This window comes from Oceanidesulfovibrio marinus, from assembly GCF_013085545.1.
Lineage (GTDB): Bacteria > Desulfobacterota > Desulfovibrionia > Desulfovibrionales > Desulfovibrionaceae > Oceanidesulfovibrio > Oceanidesulfovibrio marinus.
Genome location: NZ_CP039543.1, coordinates 651,234 through 677,589, shown reverse-complemented (window position 1 = coordinate 677,589; position 26,356 = coordinate 651,234). Strand labels below are relative to the sequence as shown.

Genomic DNA, 26,356 nt, shown 5'->3' with positions numbered 1-26,356 from the left:
CGATGTACAACCGGATCATGACGCTCTTCGCAGGCGACGTTCTCAGCCTCTTCGTGGCGCTCTACGTCACCTTCACCCTGGGCGTGAAGCTCATGTCGCTTCCGGAGGGCCTCCTCAGCACGGCCAACATCGCCGTCATCGCCTTCACCGTGTTCCTCTCGTCAACCATTTTCGAGATTTACAGCCAGCGGCGGATCATCTTTACCAAGGAGCTCCTGACCAAGTCGGTCTTCGCCGCCCTCTTGTCCATCGGGCTGCTCTCCTTCGCGTTCTATCTGCTCGAAACCCCGGCCTTCGAGCGCCCCTTCGTTGTCCCCGCCGCCCTGGTGGCCTTCTTCCTGCTGCAGTTCACCTGGCAGGCGATCTACCGCAGCATGGAGCTCCACCCGCGCATCAAGCAGCGCATCCTGGTATTCGGCAGCGGCGAGATCGCCCAGCGCATCCGCAACCTGCTGACCGACGGGCCGCAACGCTACGAGCTGCTGGGATTCGTGCCGTCCGAGGACTCGGGCATCAACGAGTGCGACCCGCTCTTCCGCGGCGTGGCCGCCGACCTGCCGCTCCTTGCCAGGGAGCTTCGGGCCCAGTCTATCGTCGTGGGCCTGGAGGACCGCCGGGGCAAGCTGCCGCTCAAGCAGCTCATGGCCTGCAAGTTCGCCGGCATCGACATCGTCGAGGCGCCCATATTTTTCGAAAGCTTCATGAACAAGGTCCTGGTGGAGAACATCTCGCCCAGCTGGTTCATTTACGGCAGCGGGTTCAGGGTCACCGCGCTCAAGCGCGCCTGCAAGCGCTGCTTCGACCTCCTGCTCGTGGCACCGTCGTTGCTGCTCATCCTGCCGGTCTTCCCGATCCTCGCCCTGCTCATCAAGCTCGATTCGGCCGGACCGGCGTTCTACACGCAGATCCGCGTGGGCGAGAACAACAAGGCCTTTCGTCTGATCAAGTTCCGCTCCATGCGCCAGGACGCCGAGGCCATGGGCGCCAAATGGTCCGAGGAAAACGACCCGCGCATCACCAGGATGGGCCGTTTCATGCGCAAGACGAGGCTGGACGAGGTGCCGCAGCTCTTCAATGTGCTGCTAGGCCACATGAGCCTGGTGGGCCCCAGGCCGGAGCGGCCGGTGTTTATCGATGAGCTGAAGGCCTCCATCCCCTTCTACGACGAACGCCACATCATCAAACCCGGCATCACTGGCTGGGCCCAGGTCTGCTACCCCTACGGCAGCTCGGTGGAGGACGCCCTGGAAAAGCTCCGCTACGACCTCTTCTACATCAAGCATCTCTCCCTGCTCTTCGACATCAGGATCATCCTCAAGACCATCAACGTCGTTATCATGGGCAAGGGCGCGCGCTGAGGTCGCCTTCCATGTCCCAAAACCATCAGGAACCAGACCGCACCATGCTCGACAGCTATCAGGAATCGAACATCGACATCCAGCGCTATCTGGGATTGATCCGCGCGAAGCTGCCGCTGTTCTGCGGCATTGCCCTGTGCGTGATGACCTGCGCGGTCGTCGCCAGCTACGTGCTGCCCAAGAAGTACGAGGCCAAGAGCACCGTCTTCATCGAGCAGAACGTGATCAACGACTTGGTCAAGGGTATCGCCGTAACGCCGTCCATGGAGGCGAAGATCAAGGTACTCAAGGTGGCCATGCTCAGCCGGACCATGCTCCTGGAGGTCATCAGAGAGCTGGACATGGACCTCTCCGTGAAGACCGACTCCGAGCTGGAGGAGTTGATCGACACTCTGCAGAAGCAGACGCGCATCTCGCTGGACGAGGAGCGCGGCGTGTTCACCATCTCCTACACCAACACGGACCCCAGGCTGGCCAGCAACTTCGTAAACACGCTGGTGCGCCGCTACATCGAGGAAAACACTTCCTCCAAGCGCGAAGAATCCCTGGAGGCGACGCGCTTCCTGGCCGAGCAGATCGACACCTTCAAGCAGCGCATCGACAAGGCCGACGCCAACATCAACGCCTTCAAGCAGGAAAAGGGCATGGTCCTGGCCCTGGACGAAGCCATTGTCCGCAAGGAAATCGACGATGTCCAGAACGAGCTGGAAGCCCTGAACATTCGCGAACATGAGCTGCAGGCTACACGAAACCTGCTCTCCGCGAAAACGCATGTGGTGGTCCAGACCGATACGGAACGGCTCCAGCTGGAGAAGCAGCTCGCCGAGCTCCGGACCCAGTACTCGGAAAGCCATCCGGACGTCCGGCGCGCGGTCAAGGCGCTGGAGGCCCTTCCTTCCGGGTCTGCAAAGCGTGTAACGCGCAGCTCCCTCTCGGATAAGGACCAGCGCGAGCTGGAACTGGCCGGCATCGAGCTCTCAGCCGTGAAGAAGAACAAGGACCTGCTGCACAATTCGCTCGAAGAAAAAAAGCAGATCCTGCGCGAGATTCCCGTGGTCCAGACCGAGCTCGCCGAGCTCAAGCGCACCAAGGAAAACGAAACCCTCATCTACCAGCAGCTCGTGGCTCGCTATGGCCAGTCCGAGGTTTCCAAGCAGATGGAGCTCCAGGACAAGGCCGTGAGCTTCCGAGTCATCGACCCGGCCGTCATGCCGACCAGCCATGTCAGTCCCAAGCGCCCGCTGATCATCGGGGGCGGCATCGCGGCCGGGTTCGGGCTCGCCCTGGGCGTGCTCATACTCCTGGACATGTTCAACCAGTCGATCCACTCGCAGGACCAGCTCCGGTCGATACACATCCCGGTGCTGGCCTCCATACCGCGCATCGGCCGTCCCGACCATGTTTCCGCCCGCACCATAGGGCTGTTCGCCGTATGCGGCGTCTACTTCCTGTGTATTCTCACCGTCCTGTCCATCGAGGTCCTTGGCCTGCCCTACATTGAAAATGCCATCCCGCACATTGGAATCGAAGCGCTGAAGACAAAGCTCATGACCATGATCCTCTAGACGGGAACCAACCCCTGAACGCTACGCCACGAGATACCGGAAACAGCCCATGAGCAGAATCGAAGAGTCCATCGCCAAAGCGCTCAAGATGCGCAACGGGACAACGCCGCCTCCTGCCCGGCCCGAGGTCGAACCAGCCGAGGACCGCCGCCGGAAGACGTTCGCTCCGCAGACGACGCCGCTCCAGGTGCGTAGCGAGCTGATCGTGATGGCGCAGCAGCCCCATTCCCCCATTGCGGAAGAGTACCGCAAGCTCAAGGAAGCGATCATCAAGCAGACGCGCCGCGACAACGAGTTCCGCAACACCATCATGGTGACCAGCGCCCTGGCCGGCGAGGGCAAGACCCTCACGGCCATCAACCTCGCCATGAGCCTGGCGCAGGAGTACGACAACACGGTGCTCCTGGTGGACGGCGATCTGCGCCGGCCCTCCATCGGCGGCCACTTCGACCTCGACGTGAAGACCGGGCTCGCCCAGTGCCTTACCGGCGAGGCCGACATTGGAGACGTCCTGGTCCGCACCGGCCACGGCAAGCTGGCTGTCCTGCCGTCGGGTCCGCCGTCCTACAACGCCCTGGAACTCTTCTCCTCCAGGTGGATGGCCGACCTCGTCCTGGAGCTGAAGCACCGCTACGACGACCGCTACATCATTTTCGACACGCCGCCGGTGCTGCCTTTTGCCGAGGCGCGGCTCCTGAGCAAGCTGGTGGACAGCGTGCTCCTGGTGGTCCGCGAAGGCGTGCCCACGCCCGACCATATCGCGGACACGCTGCAGGCCCTTGGTGGGGCGACCATTCTGGGGGCCGTCTACAACGACTCCAAAACAGCGCCTGCCGAAAGCTACGGCTACGCCTACGGCAAAAGCGCGAAGGAATCGAGGGTATGACGGCCATGTACAACGAATACTTCGGCTTTTCGGTCAAGCCTTTCGACCTGCTGCCCAACCCGGACTTCCTGTTCCGAAGCCGGTCGCACCGCAAGGCCATCACCTACCTGGAGTACGGCATCCAGTCCCACGCCGGCTTCATCTGCCTGACAGGCGAGATCGGCTCCGGCAAGACCACGCTGATCCGCAACCTGGTGCGCGAGCACGGCAACTCCCTCGCGCTGTCCAAAATTTTCAACACAAGCCTCGACGGCCACCAGCTTTTGTCCATGATCAACAGCGACTTCGAGCTCCCGGTTGCCGACAAATCCAAGACCGAGCTCCTGAGCGATCTGTACGCCTACCTCATCCGGCAGTTCTCGCGGAAAAAACCCTGCGTGCTGATCATCGACGAGGCCCAGAACCTTTCCGGCGAGGCGCTGGAGGAAGTTCGCCAGCTCTCCAACCTGGAAACCGACCACTACAAGCTGCTGCAGATCATCCTGGTGGGCCAGCCCGAGCTCCGGCGGACGCTCAGCGCGCCCCAGCTCCAACAGGTGCGCCAGCGCATCAGCGTACAGTGCCACCTCTCCCCGCTGAGCGACGACGAGACAAAAGCGTACATCCTGCACAGGCTCCGCGTGGCCGGCAACCCGGACGCCATCAAACTGCACGACGATGTGGTCCAGACCATACACCGCTTCTCCGGCGGCACGCCGCGACTCATCAACATCCTCATGGATTACGTGCTCCTCACTGCCTACACGAACGACGAACGGAGCATCGACATGCAGACACTGGAAGAAATCATCGCCGATCTCGACATCCACACGCCTGCGCCTCCAACACCCAGGCAGTCCGGCCCGAGTCAGACTGTCGAACCAAGCCGCGCGGAGTTCTCGCGCAACTCGCTCAAATCGTTCCTGGCCAAGATCCAGGCGCATATCGAATGCATGGAGCAGGAGGAGCAGCAGAAGTCATCGCGCCAGATGCAGAAGCTCCAGGAAACCCTGGACGATCTCGGCGGCAGACTCCGGGCCGTGGAGCAGAAGCTCGACACCATGCTGCCCTCCCGGCCGGATGAGCCGGCGGAAACACGAAGCAAGTTCGACCGCAGACCCACTGTGGTCCGCATGGCAAAGGACTCTTAAGAAGGCGGTATGGTGATGAACGGCAGCCTTCTCAACGCCATGACGATCGACGTCGAGGATTACTACCACGTCACGGCCTTTTCGCAGTGCATCGACCGCTGCGAGTGGGACTCGTACACGCCTCGCGTGGCGGACAACACCCTGCGGTTGCTGGACCTGCTCGACCAGAACGAGGTGTCGGCCACCTTCTTCGTGCTCGGCTGGGTTGCGGAGAGGAACCCGGAGCTGGTGCGGGAGATCGTGCAGCGCGGCCACGAGCTGGCCTGCCACGGTTACAGCCACGAGCTGATCTACAAGCAGACGGCAGGCGAGTTCCGCGAAGACCTCCACCGGGCGAAGTCCCTGCTGGAGGACATGGCCGGCGCCGCCGTGCACGGCTACCGCGCCCCGAGCTACTCGATCACGGCGCGCTCGCTCTGGGCCCTGGACATCCTGATCGAGGAAGGCTTCGAGTACGACTCCAGTATCTTCCCGGTTCATCACGACACCTACGGCATTCCGGACGCGAAACGCTTCCCGCATGTGATCGAACGCAGGTGCGGCACCATCCTTGAGTTCCCGCCCACCACGTTCAGGTTGTCCCTACCCGGCAAATGCCTACACGTGCCCATCTCCGGCGGCGGGTACCTCCGGCTTTTCCCGCTCCAGCTCATACGCAAGGCCCTGCGCCACGTGAACGGCAAGGAAGGCCAGCCTGTCTCGGTCTACGTCCACCCCTGGGAAATCGACCCGGAGCAGCCACGGGTCAAGGGTGCGCCGGCCAAGTCCCGTTTCCGGCATTACGTCAACCTGGACACCACGGAATCCAAAGTCTGCCGCCTGCTCTCGGAGTTCCGCTTCGCACGAATGTGCGACGTCCTGGCGGCCATGGACGCCAACTGAGATATGCCAATGCAATCAGCGCAAAATCGCCCCGACCTGTACTCCTACGTGGCCCGGAACATCGTCGCACCAGCCTGGGCGCTCTGGGAGCGCAGCCCGTATCTGAACCATCTGAGATACCTGGAAGAGTCGCAGTACCGCAGCCTGAACGAGGTGCAGGCCGACCAGTGGACGCGGCTGAAGGCCGTTCTCAAGCATGCGTACGAGACAACCGCCTTTTATAGAGAACGGTTCGACAGCATCGGCATCCGACCGGATGACATCCGGACCTGGCAAGACTTCAACGCCCTGCCCGTCCTCAGCAAGGATGATATCCGCAACAACATCGACACCATGCTCTCCAGCGCCGTCCCTCGCGAGCAGCTCATCCAACGCAAGACCTCCGGTTCCACAGGCGTTTCCCTGGCCGTTTATGTGGACGATGCGAGCCGCCAGCTGAAGCGCGCCTGCACCATCCGCCACGACCGCTGGGCCGACTGGAACCTCGGCGAGGTCGTCGCCTGCATCTGGGGAAACCCGGAGTACAAGAAGAGCTGGCGCGGCCACCTGCGCAACGCGTTTCTGGAACGGGCCGTCTACCTGGACACCCTGCGCATGGACGAACAGGCCATGCTCGAATTCCATCGGACGGTGCTGCGCCGCAAGCCCACCCTCTTTTTCGGCCACGCCCATTCCCTTTACCTGTTCGCCAGGTTCGTGGAACGCAAAGGGCTCGAACCCCCGCGCCCGCGCGGCGTCATCAGCACGGCCATGGTGCTGCACGACTTCGAGCGTGCGATGATCGAATCAGTCTTCGGCTGCCCCGTAACCAACCGCTACGGCTGCGAGGAAGCCAGCCTGCTGGCCTGCGAGTGCGAGGTCCACGACGGCCTGCACATCAACTGCGACACCATCGTGCTCGAATGCCTGAACGGTGGCGGTCCGGTCGCGCCCGGCGAGGTCGGCGCCCTGGTAGTAACGGATCTCACCAACTACGGCATGCCGCTCATCCGCTACAAGGTCGGCGACACCGGCCGCATGGCCATGGGCCCCTGCTCCTGCGGGCGGAGCTATCCGCGCCTAGCCTCGCTGGAAGGACGCATCGCGGATTATGTCCGCACGCCGGAGGGCGAGTACATCTCCGGCATCTCCCTCACAGAGAACTTCGCCATGGATCTCGCCGGCATCCGGCAGCTCCAGATCGTGCAGCGCAAGATAGACTACCTCCTGTTTCGCGTCGTGCCCGGCCAGGGCTGGTCGGAAACAGACAGAAAGGCGCTGGCCCGGCTCGTGGAGAAGCGTTTCGGAACCGCCATGCGCCACGACGTCGAATATGTGGATGGCATTCAGAACGAAAGCTCCGGCAAGTACAGATTCTGCATTTCCGAGCTTGGAGGAGACCAGCTGTGACGCGCGACTCCGCAGCATTGCCCCTGGCGCTGGACGTTCTGCTCGTCGACGAGGAGCTGCCATGGCCCGCCAACACCGGCAAGCGGTTGCGGACATGGAACCTGGTGCGCCGCCTTCAGGCCCGGCATAGCATCGTATTCCTCTGCCATGGCGAGGATGGCCAGAAGCAGCCCGAGGGATGGGACAACGTGGAGATCGTACACGTGCCCAGCCCACTGACTCCGTTATCCGGACCATCCCTGTACTTTTCGCTCTTCAGGAACCTGCGTTCCAGCCAGCCTTTCGTCGTCGATCGCCACGACTCCATCGCCATGCGCACAGCCATTGACCGACTCCTCGCCGATCGCACATTCGACATCGTGCATTGTGAGTGGACGCCCTACGCTGCGAATATCGCCCACGCCATGGGCGCAATCCCCTGCGTGCTCGCCGCGCACAATGTGGAGCATCAGATCTGGCGCCGATATAGCGAAGCAACCCGCAACCCTTTGAAGAAGGCGTTTCTCCGCACCCAGTGGAAGCGGATGGCCGCATTTGAAAGCACCATGTGCCCGGCTTTCGACGTCGCAACCTGCGTTTCCCCGGAAGATGCGCTCCAGCTCGAAGCGATGGGCTGCGCAAACGCCGTGGTCGTGCCCAACGGCGTGGACCTGGACTACTTCCATCCTGGCCATTCGCTCCTGCCGGAGCAGGATGCATCGTCCATCGTCTTCACCGGATCCATGGATTGGCGACCCAACCAGGACGCAGTGCAGTTCTTCGTGGACCAAATTTTCCCACGCGTTCGCAAAACGCTTCCCCATGCGGTGTTCCGCGTTGTCGGACGCAAACCGCCCGAAGCCCTGGCGCGACAGTGGTCCGCATGCCCAGGTGTCGATGTGACGGGGACTGTGGACGATGTGCGCCCCTATCTGGCCGAGGCCGCCGTGGTGGTCGTGCCTCTTCGTATCGGCGGCGGCTCCCGCCTCAAGATTCTCGAAGCCCTGGCCATGCGCAAGGTCGTGCTCTCCACGACCCTCGGCGCCGAGGGGCTGGACCTGACCCACGGCCGCCATCTGCAGATAGAGGACGACCCTGGCGCGTTTGCTGCGGCGTGCATCGACATCCTCCGTTACCCGGACCACTACACGGCAATGGCCGCTGCTGGCCGCGACGCCGTGATGAACCGCTACGGCTGGGACGGGATAGCCGCCATTCAGGATGAAGCATGGCGACACGCCGCGGCCAAAGGAGTGCCCGTTGCAGCAGCCTAGCATCCTGCATCTGCGCGCCTCCAACTTCATCGGAGGCCCGGAGCGCCAGATACTGGAGCATTTCCGCCATGCCTCCGGCAATGGCTTCCGCCTGATCCTGGGAACGTTTCCCGGCAATGGCGGGCCTTGCCCCCTGGCTTCGCGGGCTGCGGACTCCGGCTATGCCATGCAGACGATCCATTCGAAATTCGCTTTTGATCCCTCCGTGTTGCCCAGGATTCGAACAATCATTCGACAGGAAAACGTCAAGCTGCTGGTAACGCACGGCTACAAGCCGAACGTGCTGGGCCGGATTGCCGGCTGGCTGACCGGCACTCCCACGATAGCCGTCTCGCGGGGCTGGACCTGGGAGTCGCGGCGCATCCGCCTCTATGAGTCCGTCGACAAGCTCTTCCTGCGGTTCGCGGACCACGTGGTGGCGGTATCGGACGGCCAGCGCAGCAAGCTCCTCGACCTGGGCGTCAGGAAGGACAAGATCACCACCATCCGCAACGGCATCGCTCTGGACACTATCCCGGCGCCGTCGACGGAATCGTTGCATACGCTGCTGGAGCTGCCGGAAGAGGCGGTCATCATTGCCAGCGCTGGGCGTCTGTCGCCGGAAAAGAACCACATCGGGCTGATGGAGGCGGCCAGACATGTGTGCAGCGCCAACCCCGACGCCTACTTCGTGGTGTTCGGCGAAGGAGCGCTGCGGCCGGCCCTCGAAAAACGAATCCAAGACGTGGGGTTGCAAGACCGCTTCCTTCTGCCGGGGTTCAGACCGGACCTACTGGCCATGCTGCATCACATCGACATCTTCGCCCTACCCTCGCACACGGAAGGGCTGCCCAACGTGGTGCTGGAGGCGTTTGCCTGCCGCAAACCTGCTGTGGTGACGCGTGTGGGCGGCTGCCCCGAGGTCGTCTGCCACAAAGAAAACGGCTTCGTTGTGGAACCGAACGACATGGAGGGGCTGGCCAAGCATATTCTCGAGCTGGCGAACGATCCTGAGCTCCGCGAGCGAATGGGCGCTCACGGCTATGCCCGCGTGCAACGCGACTTCAGCTTCGACGGGCAGACGAGACAGTGGATGAACCTGCTGCATGCGCTGTTTTCCTCGCGGACAGCAGAAAAAGCTCGACCATAACACCTGTTCTCCATGAAGGACCTCACATGAAAAGAGCTTTGAAAATATTCGCCCGCATCATCTCATCAATTGCGACTTTCCCATTAGTTATAGCGTATACTACAACAAGGAAAGAGTCTGTATTCATCACGTTCGCTCAATTATTATCGTTTATTCCAAGCACTATTGGGAGCTATCTTCGATCTGCATATTACAAGAGAACGTTATCTAGCTATGGAGATATGATACACATTGATTTCGGAAGTTACTTTTCTCATCCAGAAGCTTCAGTTGGTGATCATGTTTACATCGGAGCATACACGATTATCGGGATGTCAAAAATCGGAAGGCTCACAACTATTGGAAGTCAAGTTTCCATTCTTAGTGGAAAAAACCAACATCATATAGAGCTTGGCATGCCCATCCAGAATATCAAGGGGCAATTTACCGAAACTATTATCGGAGAAAACTGCTGGCTTGGTAATCATTCAATCGTCATGGCCGATCTTGGGCAGCAATGTATAGTAGGAGCTGGAGCAGTCATCACCAAGCCCTTTGGGGATTATGATGTCATTGCGGGGAACCCTGCACGAACCATTAGAAATCTTCAGTCGACATGATGTTTCCACTTCCATTCATCACCATAGTCATGCCAGTGCGCAATGAAGCAACATTCATTGCGTTCACCCTGCGCAGCCTCCTGAGCCAGGACTATCCGCATGAACAGTTCGAGATCCTCGTGGTCGATGGCGGCAGTGATGACGGCACGCAGACGATCGTCCAGCGCATCGCCTCGGCGGATGGCCGTGTACAGCTTCTCAACAATCCGCGCGGGCTCTCCGCAGCCGGACGAAATATCGGGTTCAGACAGGGCAAGGGCGACGTCTTCCTGGTTATCGATGGCCACTGCCACATCCCAAGTGCGGACCTTCTCTCGGAAACCGCCCGCTGCTTTTCCGAAAGCGGCGCCCACTGCCTGGGCCGGCCGCAACCGCTCGATCCTCCCGGCCTCACACCATTTCAGCACGCTGTGGCCCTGGCGCGAGCCTCCCGCATTGGCCACGCCGGCAACTCTCTCATCTACGGCCAGCATGAAGGCTTTGCCAGCCCACAAAGCAACGGCGCCGCCTATCGCCGCGAAGTATTCGACCACGTCGGATTCGTGGATGAATCCTTTGATGCCTGTGAGGATGTGGAGTTCAATTACCGGGTCGAGCGCGCCGGGCTCACCTGCTACACCAGCCCGCGACTCACTGTTCGCTACTACCCTCGCGAGTCTCTTCTCGACCTGCTGCGCCAGATGCGACGCTACGGCTACGGACGCTGGCGGCTTTTCTGCAAGCATCCCCGGACGCTGGGCGTACAGACTCTCGTGCCGCCGGCGTTTTTCCTGGAAGTATGCCTGCTGCTCGCTTCCCTGCTGGTCTCAATTGCCGGCGGACCGATCGCTCCGGCCGTTCTCCTCGCCATGCTCATGGCGGCCTACATAGCACTGGTGCTGGGGCAGTCCACAGCCATCGCTTGTGTGCATGGTTGGCGACACCTGCTGTGGTTGCCCACCATCCTGTTCACCATCCATTTCGGGCTCGGCATGGGATTCGTCACGGGCATGGTCCGCACGGCCCTGGCCCGGCTCCGCGCGTTATACCCGGTGCACCCGGCGGAGGCAAACCAGTGATCCACATCGCCTTTGTCATCGACACCATCGAGTCGGCCACTGCCGGCACGGAGCGCCAGCTTCTGCACCTGCTGGAGCGACTCGACCGCACCCGTTTTGCGCCGGTGCTCTGCGTGCTTCGCCCATCTGACTGGATCGAGCAGAGCGTGTTGCCCTGCCCTGTCTACAACGTGAGCATACGAGGTTTCAAACACCCTGCCAGTATCGCCGGCATTGGCAAGTTCTCCGGGTTTCTGCGCGGTAGAAGAATAGACGTGGTTCAAACCCACTTCCGCGACTCCACCATCGCCAGTGTGTGCGCTTCTCGCCTGGCCGGCAAAGTGCCTGTCATCGCAACGCGCCGAAACCAAGGGTATTGGCAAACCGGCTTGGATAAACGGCTTCAGCCCATCCTCAACCGCTTGACCACGGCATTCATCGCCAACTCGCGGAGCACCATGGACAAGATGGTGCGCGACGAGGGGATTGCCCCGGAACGCATTCGGATCATCCCCAACGGTCTCGACCTCTCGAAGTTTCCCTGGCCAATGAATGGCGACAGGGAGAGCACGCGACAGGCCCTGGGCATGTCACGCGACGAAATCAGCGTCGGAATCGTCGCCAATCTAAGACCGATAAAACGCCACGACCTGCTGATCGAGGCAGCGGCCATCGTCCGGGGCCGCCACCCTAATGCCCGCTTCCATCTGTTCGGCGACGGCGACGAGCGGGAGAAGCTGGAAGCTCTGGTGCGGGAACGCGCGCTGGATGGCGTGATCCGGTTCCACGGACGGTGCGAGAACGTCCCGGCAATGCTGCCGGGCCTCGATATTGGCGTGCTCTGCTCCGACTCGGAGAGCATGTCCAACGCCGTGATCGAGTACATGGCGGCCGGCCTGCCCGTGGTGGCCACCAATGTAGGCGGCGTGGGGGAGACCATTGTCGACGGCGTTACCGGCAGCCTTGTTCCGGCCGGGGATTACAGCGGATTGGCAAATGCCATTGCGCGGTTTGCGGCCGATGCGTCCCTGCGCAACACCACTGGCCAATCCGGCAGGAGAAAGGCGGAAGGCTACTCACTCGATCAGTGCGTGGCCGCACATGAATCACTCTACGCGGCGATTGCCGGGAGCGCACAATGACGCCTACATCCCTGCACTCGCTGATCGGGCGCAACACGATCTGGAACCTGCTGCGCTTCCTGGTGAACTTCGGCGTGGTCTTCATTCTGACGCCGATGATCATCAGGGTTGTCGGTGATTCACAGTACGGTTTGTGGGCCATCGTTCTATCGGTTTTCGGCTATGCCGGAATACTGGACATGGGCGTACAACAGGCGACCATGAAGCTGGTCGCGCACTACAAGGGCAGAGAAGACACCGACAGGCTCAACTCCATTGCATCAACCGCTGTTGTGTTCTTCGTTCTTCTCGGTATCGGGACCTTCATGTGCTGCTGGTTCGTTCTGCCACACTTCATGCATTACATCGTGAGTAAACCAGAGGAGATGAACGTCGCGATTCCATTGCTCCGGCTGATCGGGGTCAATGCAATCTTCGTATTCTGCAGCAATGTCTTCATCGGCATTACGCTCGGTCTGCAACAATACCACCTGCGGGGCAAGCTCGATATCTGCATTGGGCTGACGAGGCTTGTCGCCACGTGGGTACTGCTCAAGGCCGGGTTCGGGCTTCTTGGCCTGGCCTGGCTCAAACTCGGGCTCGATGCATCAGTAGCATTGGCCCTCGCTTTAACCTGCCATGCAGTCCACTCCGGATTTCGAGTCTCACCGATGCTCATTGGACGAGAAAGCATCCATGAAATCAGCAGATTCGGCTTTGGAATATTCACGGCCTCGACCGCCACTCGCCTCAATGAAACAGCCATGCCACTGGCTGTCTCCATGCTGCTTACGACAACCTGGACAGCATATTTCACCGTGGCAAAAAGACTGTCTGCCTATGCGCAAGAGCTGATCTACGCTTTGAGCTCAAGCTTCATGCCCCTGTTTAGCGAGCTGGCCGCGCGCGGCGAAAAGGACGCCATCAAGGAAGTGTATCTTCAGTACTCTCGCTACCTTCTTTTGGTGACTGGTCCAATATACATTATGCTTCTCTTTCTTGGGCCAATGTTTTTGAAGCTATGGATCGATCCAACGTATGCCGAGCTCGCAGGCCCGGTGGTGATGATTCTGGCGCTTCAAATGGCTGTAAACGGCGTGCAACCACTCTTTGGCAGAATCATTCTCGGCAGCGGCTCACTCGCCTTTTTTGTTCGCACCAACGCATGCACCTCCATCGCTGCGCTCATGCTTGGAGTCGCGCTGATCCCCGCGCTCGGCATTGTCGGCCCTGCGTTGGCCGGCTTGGTGTCGGCCATCTGCCAGCAGGGCTTGTACCTCTACCGGCTCGAATCGCAAGTCGATATCCCACTGCGCAGACTGATAACAAGCTGCCACCTCCGGGTGCTTTTCCCCCTGACCGTGTTCGCGGCAGTATTGTGGTGGCTGTCCCAAGTACCCTCCGTTCCAAGCTATACCACTCTATTCGCAGCAACGGCCGGCGCTTTTGCCCTGTATGCCCCTCTTGCTTGGGCGCTTTCGCTGAATCGGCATGAGCGCGCGTTTGCATCCCAACTGATTCGAAAACGGCTCAGATTAAAACCCGCTGCTCCGGAGCCAGCCATGGAGGTGCGCCGATGAGCCCCATGGCAATGGCCAACATAGTTTCCGGCTATCTGTTCCTCTACATCTTCAGACCATACGAATTCTGGTCGGCCCTGGGAAGCTTTCATCTTGAGCGCATCTACATGATTATCCTTGTCCTTTGCGCTCTAGTATACAATCGCAAACGGTTTACAATGACCGCCGCTCACATGTGGCTTCTCTTCTTTTTCCTGGTGCTCATCTTTTCCAGCGCTCTCTCTTCCCACTCGCAAGTCGCCTTTGAATCAACATGGAAGTACAGCAAGTCACTCATATTCTATGTCGTGTTGGTATCCACTATTCACGAGCCGCGGCAGATACGGCGGATCGCCTTGGCCTTTTTGGGAACCATGCTGTTATACGTGGGCAAATCGGCCAATGAATACTTTTTCCATGGCCGATACATGTACCGCATGGGCATTGCACGAATGTATGGCATCGACTCAACCAACGGGGACCCCAATTCCTTTGCTGCTTCAATCTGCTACTCGCTGCCATTTGTCTGGGCTTTTGCAGGCAGGCAACGGCTCGCTTTTCGTTGGCAGCGCCTCGCACTACTGGGTTATGCCCTGCTCGCGCCCATCGCCATTCTTTTTACAGGCTCGCGCAGCGGCCTCGTCACCGGCTTATTGTTTCTGGTCATGATTTCCCTCAAGGCCAAGCGCAAGTTCGCCATGGTCCTGCTGGCCGTGATTGTAGTCATCGGCGGTTGGCAGTTCACTCCTCACAAGCACCGGCTCCGTTTTCTCTCCATCATAGATCCTTCCGTGGCGCCGGCTGCCGAGTCCGCCGAAAGTTCGGCAGAAGGACGCATCAAAGGCCTCTTGCATGGCATCGACCTCTTTACATCCCACCCACTTTTCGGAGTCGGACCAAACAACACTACGTTCACCTTGAACGGTTTTCAGGCGCACAACTTATATGGGCAGATCCTCGGCGAGCTGGGCGGGTTGGGCGCTTTCGCATATTTCGCCTTTGTAACCTGCACATGGCTGACCTTACGCCGCAACACCAGAAAGCTCCGCGCGCTTCAAACGTACAACACAGCATCAGGAACAAGCCCTCCGGATTTCGACATGCTCTCGCGGCTCTGCAAGGCATCAAGCATGGCGCTTATCATGCTCCTTTTCAACGGGAACTTTGGCCACAACATGTTTCGCTTCAACTGGCTGTTCTCGTCATTTTTCGCCGTGAGCATTGCACAACTGCTGGTCTATGCCAAAGCATCATTGCGGAGACATATCATCAATGAAGAACAGAAACGACTCCCATCAACTGTTGCGTCTCTTGGCATGTCCATCCACCAGTTCTGACATCGTGCACTGTAGTAACGGACCATGACACGAGACATGAACATATTGATCGTTGCCCGCTGGCCCCTCGGCGGAATTCGTACCTACATCCGGTACACATATGGCCACGTCTCAGAAACGTGCCGGATTACGATCGTCGCACCGGAAACACACGAACTTCAAGCCCTGCGCCAGGATGCCGCCAGGCTCGGCGCCAGACTCGTCACATGCGGCGATGGTTGCGCGCGGATCGCCAAAGCTGTCCATACAGAGCTGCGCCGAACATCGTACAGTATCGTGCACAGCCAGGGATTCATTTCCGCCGCCACGTCTTACCCGGCGTGCCGACTGGCCGGCGTGCCGAATGTGCTCACCCTGCATGGCATTCTTGAAGAACGGCTCCTTTCGGGATGGAAAGGCAGTATGAAGAGAGCTGCGCTTTCCTCAATCGTTCGACGCCTGGACGGCATACACGCTGTCAGCAACGACATTTTGAAAAATGTGGAAAATGATATCCCGGGCCTGAGACAAAACCACCCCCCGAGAACCGTCATCGAAAACGGCATCGATACCGCATGGTTTGCCGGATGCCGTCTTACGCATGCCGGTTTGCGCCATGAGCTCGGCATTGCGGACCACGAATTTGTCTTCGGATTTCTGGGCAGGATGATGCCGCAGAAGGGTTTTGACATACTGGTGGACGCGGCCGGCATGCTTGCTGCCGAAAACCGCCGGTTCCGAATACTTGCGGCGGCTTCCGGGGATTATGTGCGTGAGTCCTGCGAGGAAATCCGTTGCCGAGAACTGTACGACCTGTTCACCATAATACCGTTTCAGGCCGATCCGCGACGCGTATACGCCGCCGTGGATACACTCGTCATGCCGTCGCGCTGGGAAGCATGGGGGCTTGTCGCCGTAGAGGCGCTGTGCAGCGGCACGCCGCTGATCGCCTCCAGTTGCCTGGGCCTGCGTGAGAGCCTGGCAAATACCCCGGCAATGATGGTGCCGCCAGAAAATCCACAGGCCCTGGCCGACGCCATGCGCGCGGCTATGGACACACGGCGGGACACGTCTGCGCGGTCTCAGGCATTCGCAGCTGAGGCATGTGCTCGATTTGATTCAAGAAAAAGCACCAACCGACTCCTGGAGTTCATGAACACAGTCATCGCCAACCAGCGCAACGCATCGCGCCCAAAGAGGACTGCTGCATGAAATACCACACTGTACGAACCATCACTTTCCTTCGTGGCCACATCCCCAGTTGTGATAGATGCTGGTTGATTCTTGCCCTCGTCTTCATCCTTCTCCTGGCGACTCCGCCCGCCCGTGCCGCCACGCTGGAGGAGGTACTGGCCATGACGCCTCCGGATGCGCCCGGCCCCATTGCACGCAGGGACATGGACATCGGCGCAGGCCGCCAGGATATGGACATTATTCCGCGCAAACACACCGTAATGCTGCAAGGCCCTTCCCTGCTGGACCAGCCGGACACTCATTACATCCTGCAGAATGACATCGTTGCGCCGGCTACCGCTTTCCGGATAGCCGCTTCGCGTGTGACGCTCGACCTCAACGGCCACTCGGTGGTCTACAATGAATCGGAGGAAGGCTGCGGCGTCCACCTGGAGAAGTGGTGGCTCGAAGATGTACAGGTCGCCAACGGCTTCATCCGCCAAGGCAGCAACCAGTGCGCCGGCGAAGTGCACGGCATGGGCTGCAACCCGGTTTTCAGCCTTTCCGCAAAGAAGCTGCGCCTGGGGGGGCTGTCACTGACCTACTCAGGCCGCGATGTTGCGGGGATTTTCGTCCGCGGCAGCCTGGGCGCGGATATCGGTCATTGCGAGCTGATAGACAACGGCCGCGAGGTGACCAACCGCCATCAGGGCATAGACGCCATCAGAGTCACTGCGGTGGATGATATCGGCCTGGACACCGTTCGCATCCACCATAACGTGATCAACAATGCGCGTCAGATGGGCATTCGTGTTCACGGAAAGACTGCCGACATCAACAACAACGAGATTCACATCAACAGCGTCGTCACGAACTCGTTCGGGGTCAGTATTTCCGACGGCGTCATCCACCAGAACAAGATCTTCGGCGCGGGAGCGCATCCCATCGGCATCTGGCCGGGACCTGGAGTCAAGGTTCACACCAACTATGTGGAGACGCAAAACACGGCGGCGAGCGGGGAGTACGGATCGGCCGGGTCAGCGGGCCTGCGCATGACCTGGGGCAAGAACGACGGGGTGGAGGCATGGTGCAACACCTTTCTGGTTCTGGGGAAGGAGGACGGCCTGCCCAACGGCATGGACAGCTGGGGCCGCGCGCTCTTCGTAGGGTTGCCCGATGCAAAGCAATCCGCACTCTTTCACCACAACATCATCGCCGCCACGGCTCAGGGCACGGACGCCAAGACCGTCGCCGTGGGCGTGGTCTGCCTCAACACCAGCCCGGACCTGGTTTTCAGGGAAAATATCATCGCCAGCGACTGGTGTCCCATCCTGCTGGGGGACGACTACGGGCACAGCGGCGGCTATCCGTTGTTCGAGAACAACGACATCATACGCATCGGCGACAATTCGGACTTCCACACAATCAAGAACCTGTATCGTTATCGGCCGGCCACCGGGCGATTTTTGAATAATAGATATGTCGACGCAGAACAGGACGATATTGCTTTCCCCTCGCGCGCTGAAGATGTCCAGGACGTAATCATGGAAAAGACCATTACACTACATCTGTTGAACCCTGATGGTTCTCCCGTGCGGGAGACCCATGTCGCCATGACTCTAAGCAATGAAGCCACCACCCAGGAAAGAGCCACAGATGGCCATGGGGAAGTTATTCTTCATGTTCCAGTGCAAGCGTACACAAACAGGAACAACAATGGCGGTCATTTTTTTAGACCACGCTGGGTCAAATATACGAAAGTCCCTATCCAGATTCATGCCGGTGGATATGTTTCTGGTGCTGTTTTGAATCCACAACGAATTGACGACGTGTTCACAATACAAATGCGCTGATGGTGACTGCATGTCTCGACTGTGAACAGAGGGGAAGCGAAAGTGACCAGAAAACCAGCACCAGCAATCACCAAGCAAGGCATGCGCCAGGAGACACCTGCCGTATCCATTATCATAACCTGTTACAACTACGGACAATACGTTGGCGAAGCCTTGGATTCTGTCCTTAACCAGACCTTCACGGACTGGGAGGCCTTCGTTGTCGACGACGGCTCGACCGACAACACGGCGGATGTGGTCTCTCGATATCTTGATGATCCGCGGGTGCGGTACGTGTACCAACAGAACGCCGGGCAGGCGTCCGCAAAAAACACGGGAATACGAGAAGCAAAAGGCGAGTTTGTTGCATTTCTGGATGCGGACGACATTTGGCAGTCAGAAAAGCTGGCAATGCAACTTCCATTATTTTCCAACCCCAACGTAGGCGTCGTGTATTCCAAGCGCAGAATACTAGACACTAATGGTGTCATACGGACATTCTATCACCCACCGCTGCACAGAGGTAATGTTCTCGACCATATGTTCATCGACAACTTTGTGTGCTTCTCTTCATCAATCGCACGAAGATCAATCCTGAACGATGCTCGCGGCTTCGATGAATCATTGGATATGGGTATCGACTACGACCTGTGGATACGGCTTGCGGCAAGATATGAATTTGACTTTGTCGATGCTCCACTCGTCACATATCGCGTTGGCCACACAGGACAAATGTCCAACAAGCTTTTATGCAGGCTGGATCACGCGTGGGAGATCATGCACAAGAATCTTCTTAATGAAAAAATTGCAACACAGATTAGCAAAAAAGCAAAGAAGCGCGCCTTTGCAATGACTCATTGCACAACTGGGCGTGCCCAATTAAGCAGTGGAAACCGATACAATGCTTATCGTCATTTTTTCTTGTCAGCATGTAATGACCTAACATACATGACACTCTGGAAGGAATTGGTAAAAATTATTATTCGGCGAGAAAGAAATATGTACTAATCTGAATGGTATGTTTTGTTCTTCACAAACGTTACTCCCAAGCCATCTTCCCAATCTCCTCACACATCTTCTGTATCACACCATTTGTCTTATGAATCTTGTTTTCCGCAGCACTCCAGTCACAGCTCTTGGCCGCCTTCATCACATCGTGGCAAACCTCCACCGCGGTTGCACTGCCAAAAACCTTGGCCACGGAAGAAAACGAATGCGACACGCGGTACAGCCGTTCGCCGTCCCATTCCGCCAAGGCTTCTTCCATCTCCTCTATGTATCGGGGAGCGTTCTGCACAAAGCTGTTACAGACGGATCGTATGCGTTGCTCCTTGCCATCGAACTGCTCCTGCAGTCGAGAAAAGTCCACGATGCGTTCACCCGTCACACACTCGTCTTTCGCCGCCTCGCCGACTGATTCCCCGGACGAGTGCGCATCGATCGTCTGCAGCAAATCCTGCATTGTCACAGGCTTGGGAATGTAGCCGTCGATGCCGTGCACGGCGCATTCGCCCACGATCCGGTGCTCGGGCAATGCCGACATGACCAGGATCGGCGTGCGCTTCTGCCGGATCGGCTCCAGTGAACGGATGCGCTTGGCCGCACCATAGCCATCGCACACGGGCATGTTCACATCGAGCAGGATGAGATCGTAATCCGCGCGCATAAACGATTCAACGGCCTGCTGACCGTCCAGCACGCAATCCACTGTATGCCCGCCCTCCTCCAGTATTTCGGAGTACATCTTGAGGTTGATGCAGTCGTCCTCGGCCAGAAGGATGCGCAACGGCCGCCTGGAGACGAACGGGACGGAACCTGTCGCCGCCGCCGGCATCTCTTCCACCCGTCGCACCGGCACCATCACAGAGAACGTGGAGCCCACGCCCAGCTCGCTACGCACGGAGATGCTGCCGCCCATGAGATCCACCAGCCGCTTGCACACGGCCAGGCCGATGCCGCTGCCTCGTATTCGCTTGGCCCCCTCCTGGGACAGCCGCCTGAACCGCTCGAAGACGAACTCAATCTGATCCGCCGCGATGCCAATGCCGGTATCGCTCACCTCCACGACGATAGGCACAAGGCCTTCGCCCTGCGCCAGCGCAGAGGAACGCGCAGGCCTGACGCTGACGGCGACCTGACCTTCGTTCGTGTACTTCAAGGCGTTTGCAGTCAGGTTGAGCAGCACCTGCCGCAGCCTGGGCGCATCGCCCTGGTAGAAGCCCACGAGATCCGGGTCCACTTCGGCCGACAACTGGATGCCCGCCTGATCCGCCTGGTACTGCAGGGTATCGATAACCGTCCCGACGATTTCGTCGAAATGGAAGGTCTCGTCTTCCAGCGCGAGCTTGCCGGCCTCAAGCACCGAAAGGTCGAGGATGCTGTTCACCAGCTGCAGCAGCTGATCCGAGACGGCGTGAATTTTTTTCAGATACGTCTTGGGGTCGCTGGCCTCGTTTTTGAGCAGCCCCAACTCCGACAGACCCAGGATCGAGGACATGGGCGTGCGCAGTTCGTGGGTCACGTTTGCCAGAAACTCATCCTTCAGGCGGAGGTTCTCCTCGGCCGCCCGCTTGGCCTCGTACAGCTTGCGCTCCACGTCTTTGCGCCTGGACACATCCCGGCCAACGCACAGAATGCACCGCCGGCCGTGATAATCCACCGGCCGCGCCGTCAGCTCCAGGCAGACCCGCCGCTTGCTGCTGGTGACACACACCACCTCGAACGCCTGTTGCAGTGGCGCACGACTGTAGTCCTCGTTCAAGTGAGACTGGATGGACGTGCCCTTTTCCAGAAATGTTGAAAGATTTTCATTAATAAGGGTTTCGCGCGACGATTCCAAAAGCAACGCCGCCGCTGGGTTCACATCCAGAATCCGGCCCTGGTAGTCGTGGATGAAGATGGCGTCTCCGGCCTGGGAAAACAGTGAGTTGTAGCGCGTTTCACTCTCTTGCAGCGCCTCGCGCAGGGCGCGGTGCTTGCTCAGGTCGTAGCGTTTGACTACCAGGTGCCTGAGCATGCCGTCACCGTTGAACACCGGGCGGATGTCCGTGGAAAAGGCCTCGCCGCCCGAGGTTTCCAGCACGTTCGCTTCCATGCCGCTGCACAGAACGTTCTCGATGCCTTCGAGAAGCTCCGATCCAAGTCGGACAACGGTATCCGTGTGAAAAATGTTGGCACCGACCACCTGATGAAAGGAAAGGTTCAGCCAGGAGGCAAAGGCCTTGTTGACCGCGAGGACCGTGCCCCCCTCGTGCAGCATTATGGAGTGGCTCTCCATGGAATCGAGCAGGTTGCGAACCGTGTCGCGGCTCGATTGTATGACTTCCTGCATGGAGTGCTTGGCCGTGATGTCCAGCAGGAATCCTTCCACCACGGCGTCGCCGTCGTGCGCTCCGGAAACCGCCGAGGCGTGGACAGCGGCCCAGAAAACGCTGCCGTTCTTGCGGCGCATGGGGATCTCGAAGCCGTCCACCTGCCCATGGCTGCGAAGCTTCTGGAACAGCAGATCGCGCAGCCCGGGCCTTGGGTAGCACTGCTCCAGGTACCCGTTGCTCATGGCGAGATACAGCTCCTCGGGTGCGTCGTATCCCAGGAGCCGTACGAGGTTTGTATTGGCGCAGACGATGCGACCGTCGAAAGTCGCGCGGAAGGCCTGTACCGGAAAGCGTACCGAGAAATCATTGGTGCTCAGCATGGCGCGCCCCACATTCGCGCACACACTGTTACCTCAGTTCCATGCATTGTTCGTCCCCCCCAATGGAACAACGGCGCATGAAAAACGTCTCTTAGCCGCTATAGTTTCATGTCATGCTGCTTGAGCAACTGATACAAACGCGCACGTGAAAAGTCCGCGTAGCTGCACACAGTCCTTGCATCGCCGTTTGCCTTGACGATGACGTGCTTCAGATAATGCCGCTCCGCTTTTCTCAATGCATTATCCCTGTACTCCTTGAAGCTTGGAAAAGAACCATTTTCACCGATGGCGAGCGCTGTCTCCTCCTGCATCAGAGGGCACACACATGCATTGTCCGCCATGTTGTCGTGCAGATTGTTCCTGGCTGAGGCTATCCGTATTTCAGTCGGTAGATGATGTGGATACAAGGAAGCTTCATCATTGGCCGCAGATATGGACGCATACATCGTGTTCACCAGCTCGCGCACATTGCCTGGCCAATGGTACGCCTCCACGTCCTTCAAGAACGATCGCGATATGTCCTTCTTGGGAACGCCCAGCTCCCGGCATATCTTTTCCACATAGTGGCGCATGAGCAGAATGATGTCGTCATCGCGCTCCCGCAGAGGCGGCAGCTCGATGGTCAGGCCCGAGAGTCGGTAGTACAGGTCCTCGCGGAATACGTCTTCCTGGACCTTTTGCTTCAGGTTCACGTTGGTGGCCGCGATCAGACGGAAGTCCGACGACTCCTCCACCTGCGAGCCGATGGGCCGGAAGCGGCGCTCCTGGAGCACGCGCAGCAGGGAACGCTGCACAGTCAGGCTGAGATCGCCTATCTCATCGAGAAAAATGGTGCCTTTATCGGCCTGCTTGAACAGACCGGTATGACTCTCCCGCGCATCCGTGAAAGACCCTTTCCGGTGGCCGAAAAGGAGCGATTCGGCGAGGTTCGACGGAATATTGGTGCAGTCCATGACGATAAACGGGCCATCCCTGCGCGAAGACTGCCGGTGGATGGCCTGGGCAAAGAGCTCCTTGCCCGTGCCCGTCTCGCCGCATATCAGCACGTTGGCGTTCGACTGACCTGCCTTGACAACATTACTGAAACATTCCTGAACCTTGAAGCTCGTTCCGATGATCGGGTGCTCCGCAGCGAATCCGTCGCTGGCATACTGCTTCTTGTTGCGGCGGTACTCCAGCACCCGCCGGACAACGGAACGGATGCTATCGCCGCTCGAAGGCTTTTCAAGATAGTACAGTGCGCCGTGCTTGAGCGCGTGCTCGGCGCCAATCGGGTCGCCCTGCCCGGTGAGAACGATTATTTCGGGAAAGGAGGAAGCGTTTTTGAAGACATGGAGCCGATCGAGACTGTTGCCTTCCGGCATGTGCACGTCCAGCAACACCAGATCGTACGGCGCATGATCGAGCGCCTTGAACGCGGCGTTCAAAGTGCAGACGACGTCGAGTTGCGCTTCTTCGTCGGCCAGCAGCTCTTTGAGGATGTCGCAAAAAATCGGATCGTCATCGACGACCAGAATTGTCTCCATGCCCCACCTGCACTACGTAATGTGGGGGGGATTGATCAGCCAAGTATTCGTCCCGCCCCCCGGATGAACGAACCAAACCAACCTCTATTTTTTGTATATATGCTTTGCTACATCACAGAAAGCGCAAAGGCAAGAGACTATCGTCATACGCATACACATATGGCCCTCCCCGCCCTTGAATCCGGCTCGTTTGTTTTCCAGAGTGCTGCTCGATGATGCTGATTGTCAAAGAATAGTAGACAGAACATTCGTCTTTATTGCACCCGGACTCCATGGTTATATGAATTTGGTCTTGCTGCCGTATAATTTTATTTGACAAATCACGACCATTCCATTCGGGAACAGTATTTTTCCCATCTATCATGCTTCCAGTGATTGAAAATGCACTAATTTATTTTATCTATCATGACGCATCAGAACTCCTTTTTCCGATGGTCATAAACGACGTTTCATTCCTGTTTCTGGTGACTTACGTCCGATTGCCCGAAAACCTACAAAAAACAGAGCTACAGACAAACATCAATATTGCAGCACATTACACTACTCACTGTCGCGCCGCGCGGGTGGCAAATTCTATTCGAACCAAAGGTGAAGGCCGTCCCACAGAGTTGTCGTCAGGCGCCCGGAACTTCCTCCAGCAACGCCTCGAACTCCTGCTCGTCATGACACTGCTGCCGTAGAGGGTGCGTAGCCAGGGGTGCTGCGGGCGTCGAAGAGCCCCATTGCCGCATGGGATCTCATACAGGGCCCTCGCCGGTGGACAGGCTGTGTCTTTTGAATCGCCCACGAAACGCGTGTCTGCACGCCAACCTCTGCATGTTTGATGTAGACGAATCCGTTATTTGTGCAGCAGTGCATCCATATAATGTTTCATTACAGTGAAAATAGCGTGACACCGCTTTGCAACCGCCCCTTTTGTGCTATATGCCTGTGACTGATTGGCGGCCACGGCATCGCGTCTCAACGTCCGATGCACACCAGGCGCCGCCTGCACGGAACCAAACGAGGAATTCAATGAACACGTCGATAATTTTCAATAATGCCAAGATGGTACTACGCGATGGGGTGCTTGACGGCTCCCTGGCCGTCCAGGACGGCATGATCGCGGACATTTCAAGCACAGCTACGGCGCAGCCGGCCGTGGACATGGAAGGGGACTACCTGCTGCCAGGCCTTATCGAGATGCACACGGACAACCTGGAGAAGCATCTCATCCCCAGGCCCGGAGTGGAGTGGCCGTCGGCCCTTTCCGCGCTCATTGCACACGATGTGCAGATGATGGGCTCGGGCATAACCACGGTCTACGACTCCATCTTTGTCGGCGAGTACATGCGCGGCAACGGCCGCAAGGCCCTGCTCAAACGCTCTATCCAGGCAAACCACGAAGGCCGGGATCAGGGCTTTCTGCGCGCCGAGCACTTTCTGCACCTGCGCTGCGAGCTGGCCGACGAGCACACCCTGTCGCTGTTCTCGGAACATGCGGACGACCCGCTGCTCAAGCTCGTCTCCGTCATGGACCACACGCCGGGCCAGCGCCAGTGGTCCGACCTCTCCAAGTGGCGGCTCTACCACTCGGACAAGAAGTGGACCGACGAGGACGCAGCGCGGGTCATCGCCGAACGGACAGAAGCGCAGCGGCTCTATGCCGAGCCCAACCGCCAGGCCATCGTCGCCATGGCCCACGAGCGGAACATCCCTCTGGCCAGCCACGACGACACCACCCTGGAGCACGTGGAGGAGTCCATCGAGTCCGGCGTGTCCATCTGCGAGTTTCCCACGACAATGGAGGCTGCACGGGCCATCAAGGAGCGCGGGCTGACCGTGGCCATGGGCGCGCCCAACGTGGTTCGCGGCGGCTCGCACTCTGGCAATGTCTCGGCCCTGGACCTGGCGGCCGAGGGGCTGCTGGACGCCTTGTCCTCGGACTACGCGCCCAAAAGCCTCATCCACGGGGCGTTTCTGCTGCATCAGAAGGTTGGCCTGCCGCTGCCTGAAGCCATTGCCACCGTTTCCACGAACCTGGCCGATGTCCTCGGGCTCGACGACAGGGGCGAGCTCTCTGTGGGCAAGCGCGCCGATCTGGTGCAGGTCCGGATCTTCCAGGACGTGCCGGTGGTCCGGGGCGTCTGGCGTGAAGGCCGCAGGGTGATCTGATGACCGCACGCTACGGTTTGTACTTCGCGCCGGAGCCCGGCAGCGCACTCGCCGTGCTGGCCGCCACCTGGCTTGGCAGGGACGCAGCCACGGGAGACACGTGCGCACAGCCTCAGCTCCCCGGCATTCCGGCTGATATTCTAATGGAGCGGACGGCGTCGCCGCGGCACTACGGCTTCCACGCCACGCTCAAACCGCCCTTTGCCCTGGCACCCTCGCGGACTGAGGACGAGCTGCGCGCCTCTGTCGCCGAGTTCGCACAACAGCAACAGCCCTTTGGCTTGCATCTAGCGCCCGGTGTGCTGGGAGGGTTCGTGGCCCTGCAGGAAACCACACCCAGCGAGGAGCTGCGCGCCCTGGCCGCCGCCTGCGTGATCGAGTTCGACGGCTTCCGCGCCCCGCCTGCCGCAAAGGAGCTGGAAAAGCGCAGAGCCGCGGGTCTGACGCCGCGGCAGGACGCCCTGTTGATCCGCTGGGGCTACCCGTACGTGCTGGACGAGTTCCGGTTCCACATGACCCTGACCTCCCGTGTGCAGGAAAACGAGCTGCGCCGCGCCATGCTCGACGCCGCCGGGCTCTACTTCGCCGATGCGCTGGCCGAGCCAATCACGGTGGACGCCGTCACACTCTTCCATCAGCCCTCGCGGGAAGAGCCTTTCACCATCATCGATCGCTTTCCCTTCTGTTCTTCCTGATCTCACCCCCAACTCGTGCCAGAAAAACGAAAGGCCGCCGGGCAATTGCCGGGCGGCC

At 59.1% G+C, this 26,356-nt stretch carries 20 protein-coding genes; 18 read left to right on the top strand and 2 right to left on the bottom strand.

The genetic code is table 11. The features are described 5' to 3' along the window. Positions 1-17: 17 nt before the first annotated feature. Genes E8L03_RS03055 through E8L03_RS02980 form a run of 16 tightly spaced genes read left to right on the top strand, consistent with a single transcriptional unit; the run spans position 18 to position 19,237 of the window. Positions 18-1,358 (top strand): TIGR03013 family XrtA/PEP-CTERM system glycosyltransferase, encoded by a 1,341-nt coding sequence (locus E8L03_RS03055; RefSeq protein WP_171266534.1) that lies wholly within the window; start codon positions 18-20, stop codon positions 1,356-1,358. A gap of 11 nt (positions 1,359-1,369) precedes the next feature. Continuing rightward, positions 1,370-2,923 (top strand): XrtA system polysaccharide chain length determinant, encoded by a 1,554-nt coding sequence (locus tag E8L03_RS03050; RefSeq protein WP_171266533.1) that lies wholly within the window; start codon positions 1,370-1,372, stop codon positions 2,921-2,923. A 49-nt stretch (positions 2,924-2,972) separates the two neighbouring features. Continuing rightward, the gene (locus E8L03_RS03045; RefSeq protein ID WP_144305683.1) at positions 2,973-3,809 is read left to right on the top strand and encodes an XrtA-associated tyrosine autokinase; all 837 of its coding nucleotides are present in this window, start codon (positions 2,973-2,975) and stop codon (positions 3,807-3,809) included. After that, complete coding sequence (locus tag E8L03_RS03040; RefSeq protein ID WP_171266532.1) at positions 3,806-4,939, top strand: XrtA/PEP-CTERM system-associated ATPase; 1,134 nt, start codon at positions 3,806-3,808, stop codon at positions 4,937-4,939. Before E8L03_RS03045 ends, E8L03_RS03040 begins: the two co-directional genes overlap by 4 nt. A gap of 15 nt (positions 4,940-4,954) precedes the next feature. Continuing rightward, positions 4,955-5,821 (top strand): XrtA system polysaccharide deacetylase, encoded by an 867-nt coding sequence (locus E8L03_RS03035; RefSeq protein WP_144305681.1) that lies wholly within the window; start codon positions 4,955-4,957, stop codon positions 5,819-5,821. A gap of 9 nt (positions 5,822-5,830) precedes the next feature. Continuing rightward, positions 5,831-7,210: a phenylacetate--CoA ligase family protein gene (locus E8L03_RS03030; protein ID WP_171266531.1), complete on the top strand. Its 1,380-nt coding sequence runs from the start codon at positions 5,831-5,833 to the stop codon at positions 7,208-7,210. Then, on the top strand, positions 7,207-8,463 hold the full coding sequence (locus E8L03_RS03025) for a glycosyltransferase family 4 protein (protein WP_171266530.1): 1,257 nt from the start codon (positions 7,207-7,209) through the stop codon (positions 8,461-8,463). The genes E8L03_RS03030 and E8L03_RS03025 overlap by 4 nt, the downstream gene beginning before the upstream one ends. Continuing rightward, positions 8,450-9,592, top strand: coding sequence for a glycosyltransferase (locus E8L03_RS03020; RefSeq protein WP_171266529.1), 1,143 nt, complete (start codon positions 8,450-8,452; stop codon positions 9,590-9,592). The genes E8L03_RS03025 and E8L03_RS03020 overlap by 14 nt, the downstream gene beginning before the upstream one ends. Before the next feature lie 26 nt (positions 9,593-9,618). Then, a complete protein-coding gene (locus tag E8L03_RS03015) occupies positions 9,619-10,191 on the top strand; it encodes an acyltransferase (protein ID WP_144305677.1) in 573 nt (190 codons plus the stop codon). After that, positions 10,188-11,249: a glycosyltransferase family 2 protein gene (locus E8L03_RS03010; RefSeq protein WP_171266528.1), complete on the top strand. Its 1,062-nt coding sequence runs from the start codon at positions 10,188-10,190 to the stop codon at positions 11,247-11,249. Before E8L03_RS03015 ends, E8L03_RS03010 begins: the two co-directional genes overlap by 4 nt. Further along, positions 11,246-12,370, top strand: a complete 1,125-nt coding sequence (locus tag E8L03_RS03005) for a glycosyltransferase (RefSeq protein WP_171266527.1) — start codon at positions 11,246-11,248, stop codon at positions 12,368-12,370. The genes E8L03_RS03010 and E8L03_RS03005 overlap by 4 nt, the downstream gene beginning before the upstream one ends. Then, on the top strand, positions 12,367-13,929 hold the full coding sequence (locus tag E8L03_RS03000) for a lipopolysaccharide biosynthesis protein (RefSeq protein ID WP_171266526.1): 1,563 nt from the start codon (positions 12,367-12,369) through the stop codon (positions 13,927-13,929). Before E8L03_RS03005 ends, E8L03_RS03000 begins: the two co-directional genes overlap by 4 nt. Then, a complete protein-coding gene (locus E8L03_RS02995; protein ID WP_171266525.1) occupies positions 13,926-15,245 on the top strand; it encodes an O-antigen ligase family protein in 1,320 nt (439 codons plus the stop codon). The genes E8L03_RS03000 and E8L03_RS02995 overlap by 4 nt, the downstream gene beginning before the upstream one ends. A 36-nt stretch (positions 15,246-15,281) precedes the next feature. Next, complete coding sequence (locus E8L03_RS02990; protein WP_171266524.1) at positions 15,282-16,436, top strand: glycosyltransferase family 4 protein; 1,155 nt, start codon at positions 15,282-15,284, stop codon at positions 16,434-16,436. Beyond that, positions 16,433-18,250 carry a right-handed parallel beta-helix repeat-containing protein gene (locus E8L03_RS02985; protein WP_171266523.1) on the top strand — a complete coding sequence of 606 codons (1,818 nt, stop codon included), beginning with the start codon at positions 16,433-16,435 and terminating at the stop codon, positions 18,248-18,250. The genes E8L03_RS02990 and E8L03_RS02985 overlap by 4 nt, the downstream gene beginning before the upstream one ends. A 42-nt stretch (positions 18,251-18,292) precedes the next feature. Beyond that, positions 18,293-19,237 carry a glycosyltransferase family 2 protein gene (locus tag E8L03_RS02980; RefSeq protein ID WP_171266522.1) on the top strand — a complete coding sequence of 315 codons (945 nt, stop codon included), beginning with the start codon at positions 18,293-18,295 and terminating at the stop codon, positions 19,235-19,237. 31 nt (positions 19,238-19,268) lie between these two features. On the opposite strand, the gene E8L03_RS02975 is transcribed toward E8L03_RS02980, so the two are convergent. Beyond that, a complete protein-coding gene (locus E8L03_RS02975; RefSeq protein ID WP_171266521.1) occupies positions 19,269-21,923 on the bottom strand; it encodes a PAS domain S-box protein in 2,655 nt (884 codons plus the stop codon). A gap of 98 nt (positions 21,924-22,021) precedes the next feature. Continuing rightward, the gene (locus E8L03_RS02970; protein WP_171266520.1) at positions 22,022-23,449 is read right to left on the bottom strand and encodes a sigma-54-dependent transcriptional regulator; all 1,428 of its coding nucleotides are present in this window, start codon (positions 23,447-23,449) and stop codon (positions 22,022-22,024) included. Positions 23,450-24,463: 1,014 nt separating this feature from the next. On the opposite strand from E8L03_RS02970, the gene E8L03_RS02965 reads away from it, so the two are divergent. Both E8L03_RS02965 and E8L03_RS02960 read left to right on the top strand, forming a co-directional pair. Further along, positions 24,464-25,603, top strand: coding sequence for an alpha-D-ribose 1-methylphosphonate 5-triphosphate diphosphatase (locus E8L03_RS02965; RefSeq protein ID WP_171266519.1), 1,140 nt, complete (start codon positions 24,464-24,466; stop codon positions 25,601-25,603). Further along, the gene (locus E8L03_RS02960; RefSeq protein WP_171266518.1) at positions 25,603-26,298 is read left to right on the top strand and encodes a DUF1045 domain-containing protein; all 696 of its coding nucleotides are present in this window, start codon (positions 25,603-25,605) and stop codon (positions 26,296-26,298) included. Before E8L03_RS02965 ends, E8L03_RS02960 begins: the two co-directional genes overlap by 1 nt. Positions 26,299-26,356: the final 58 nt, after the last annotated feature.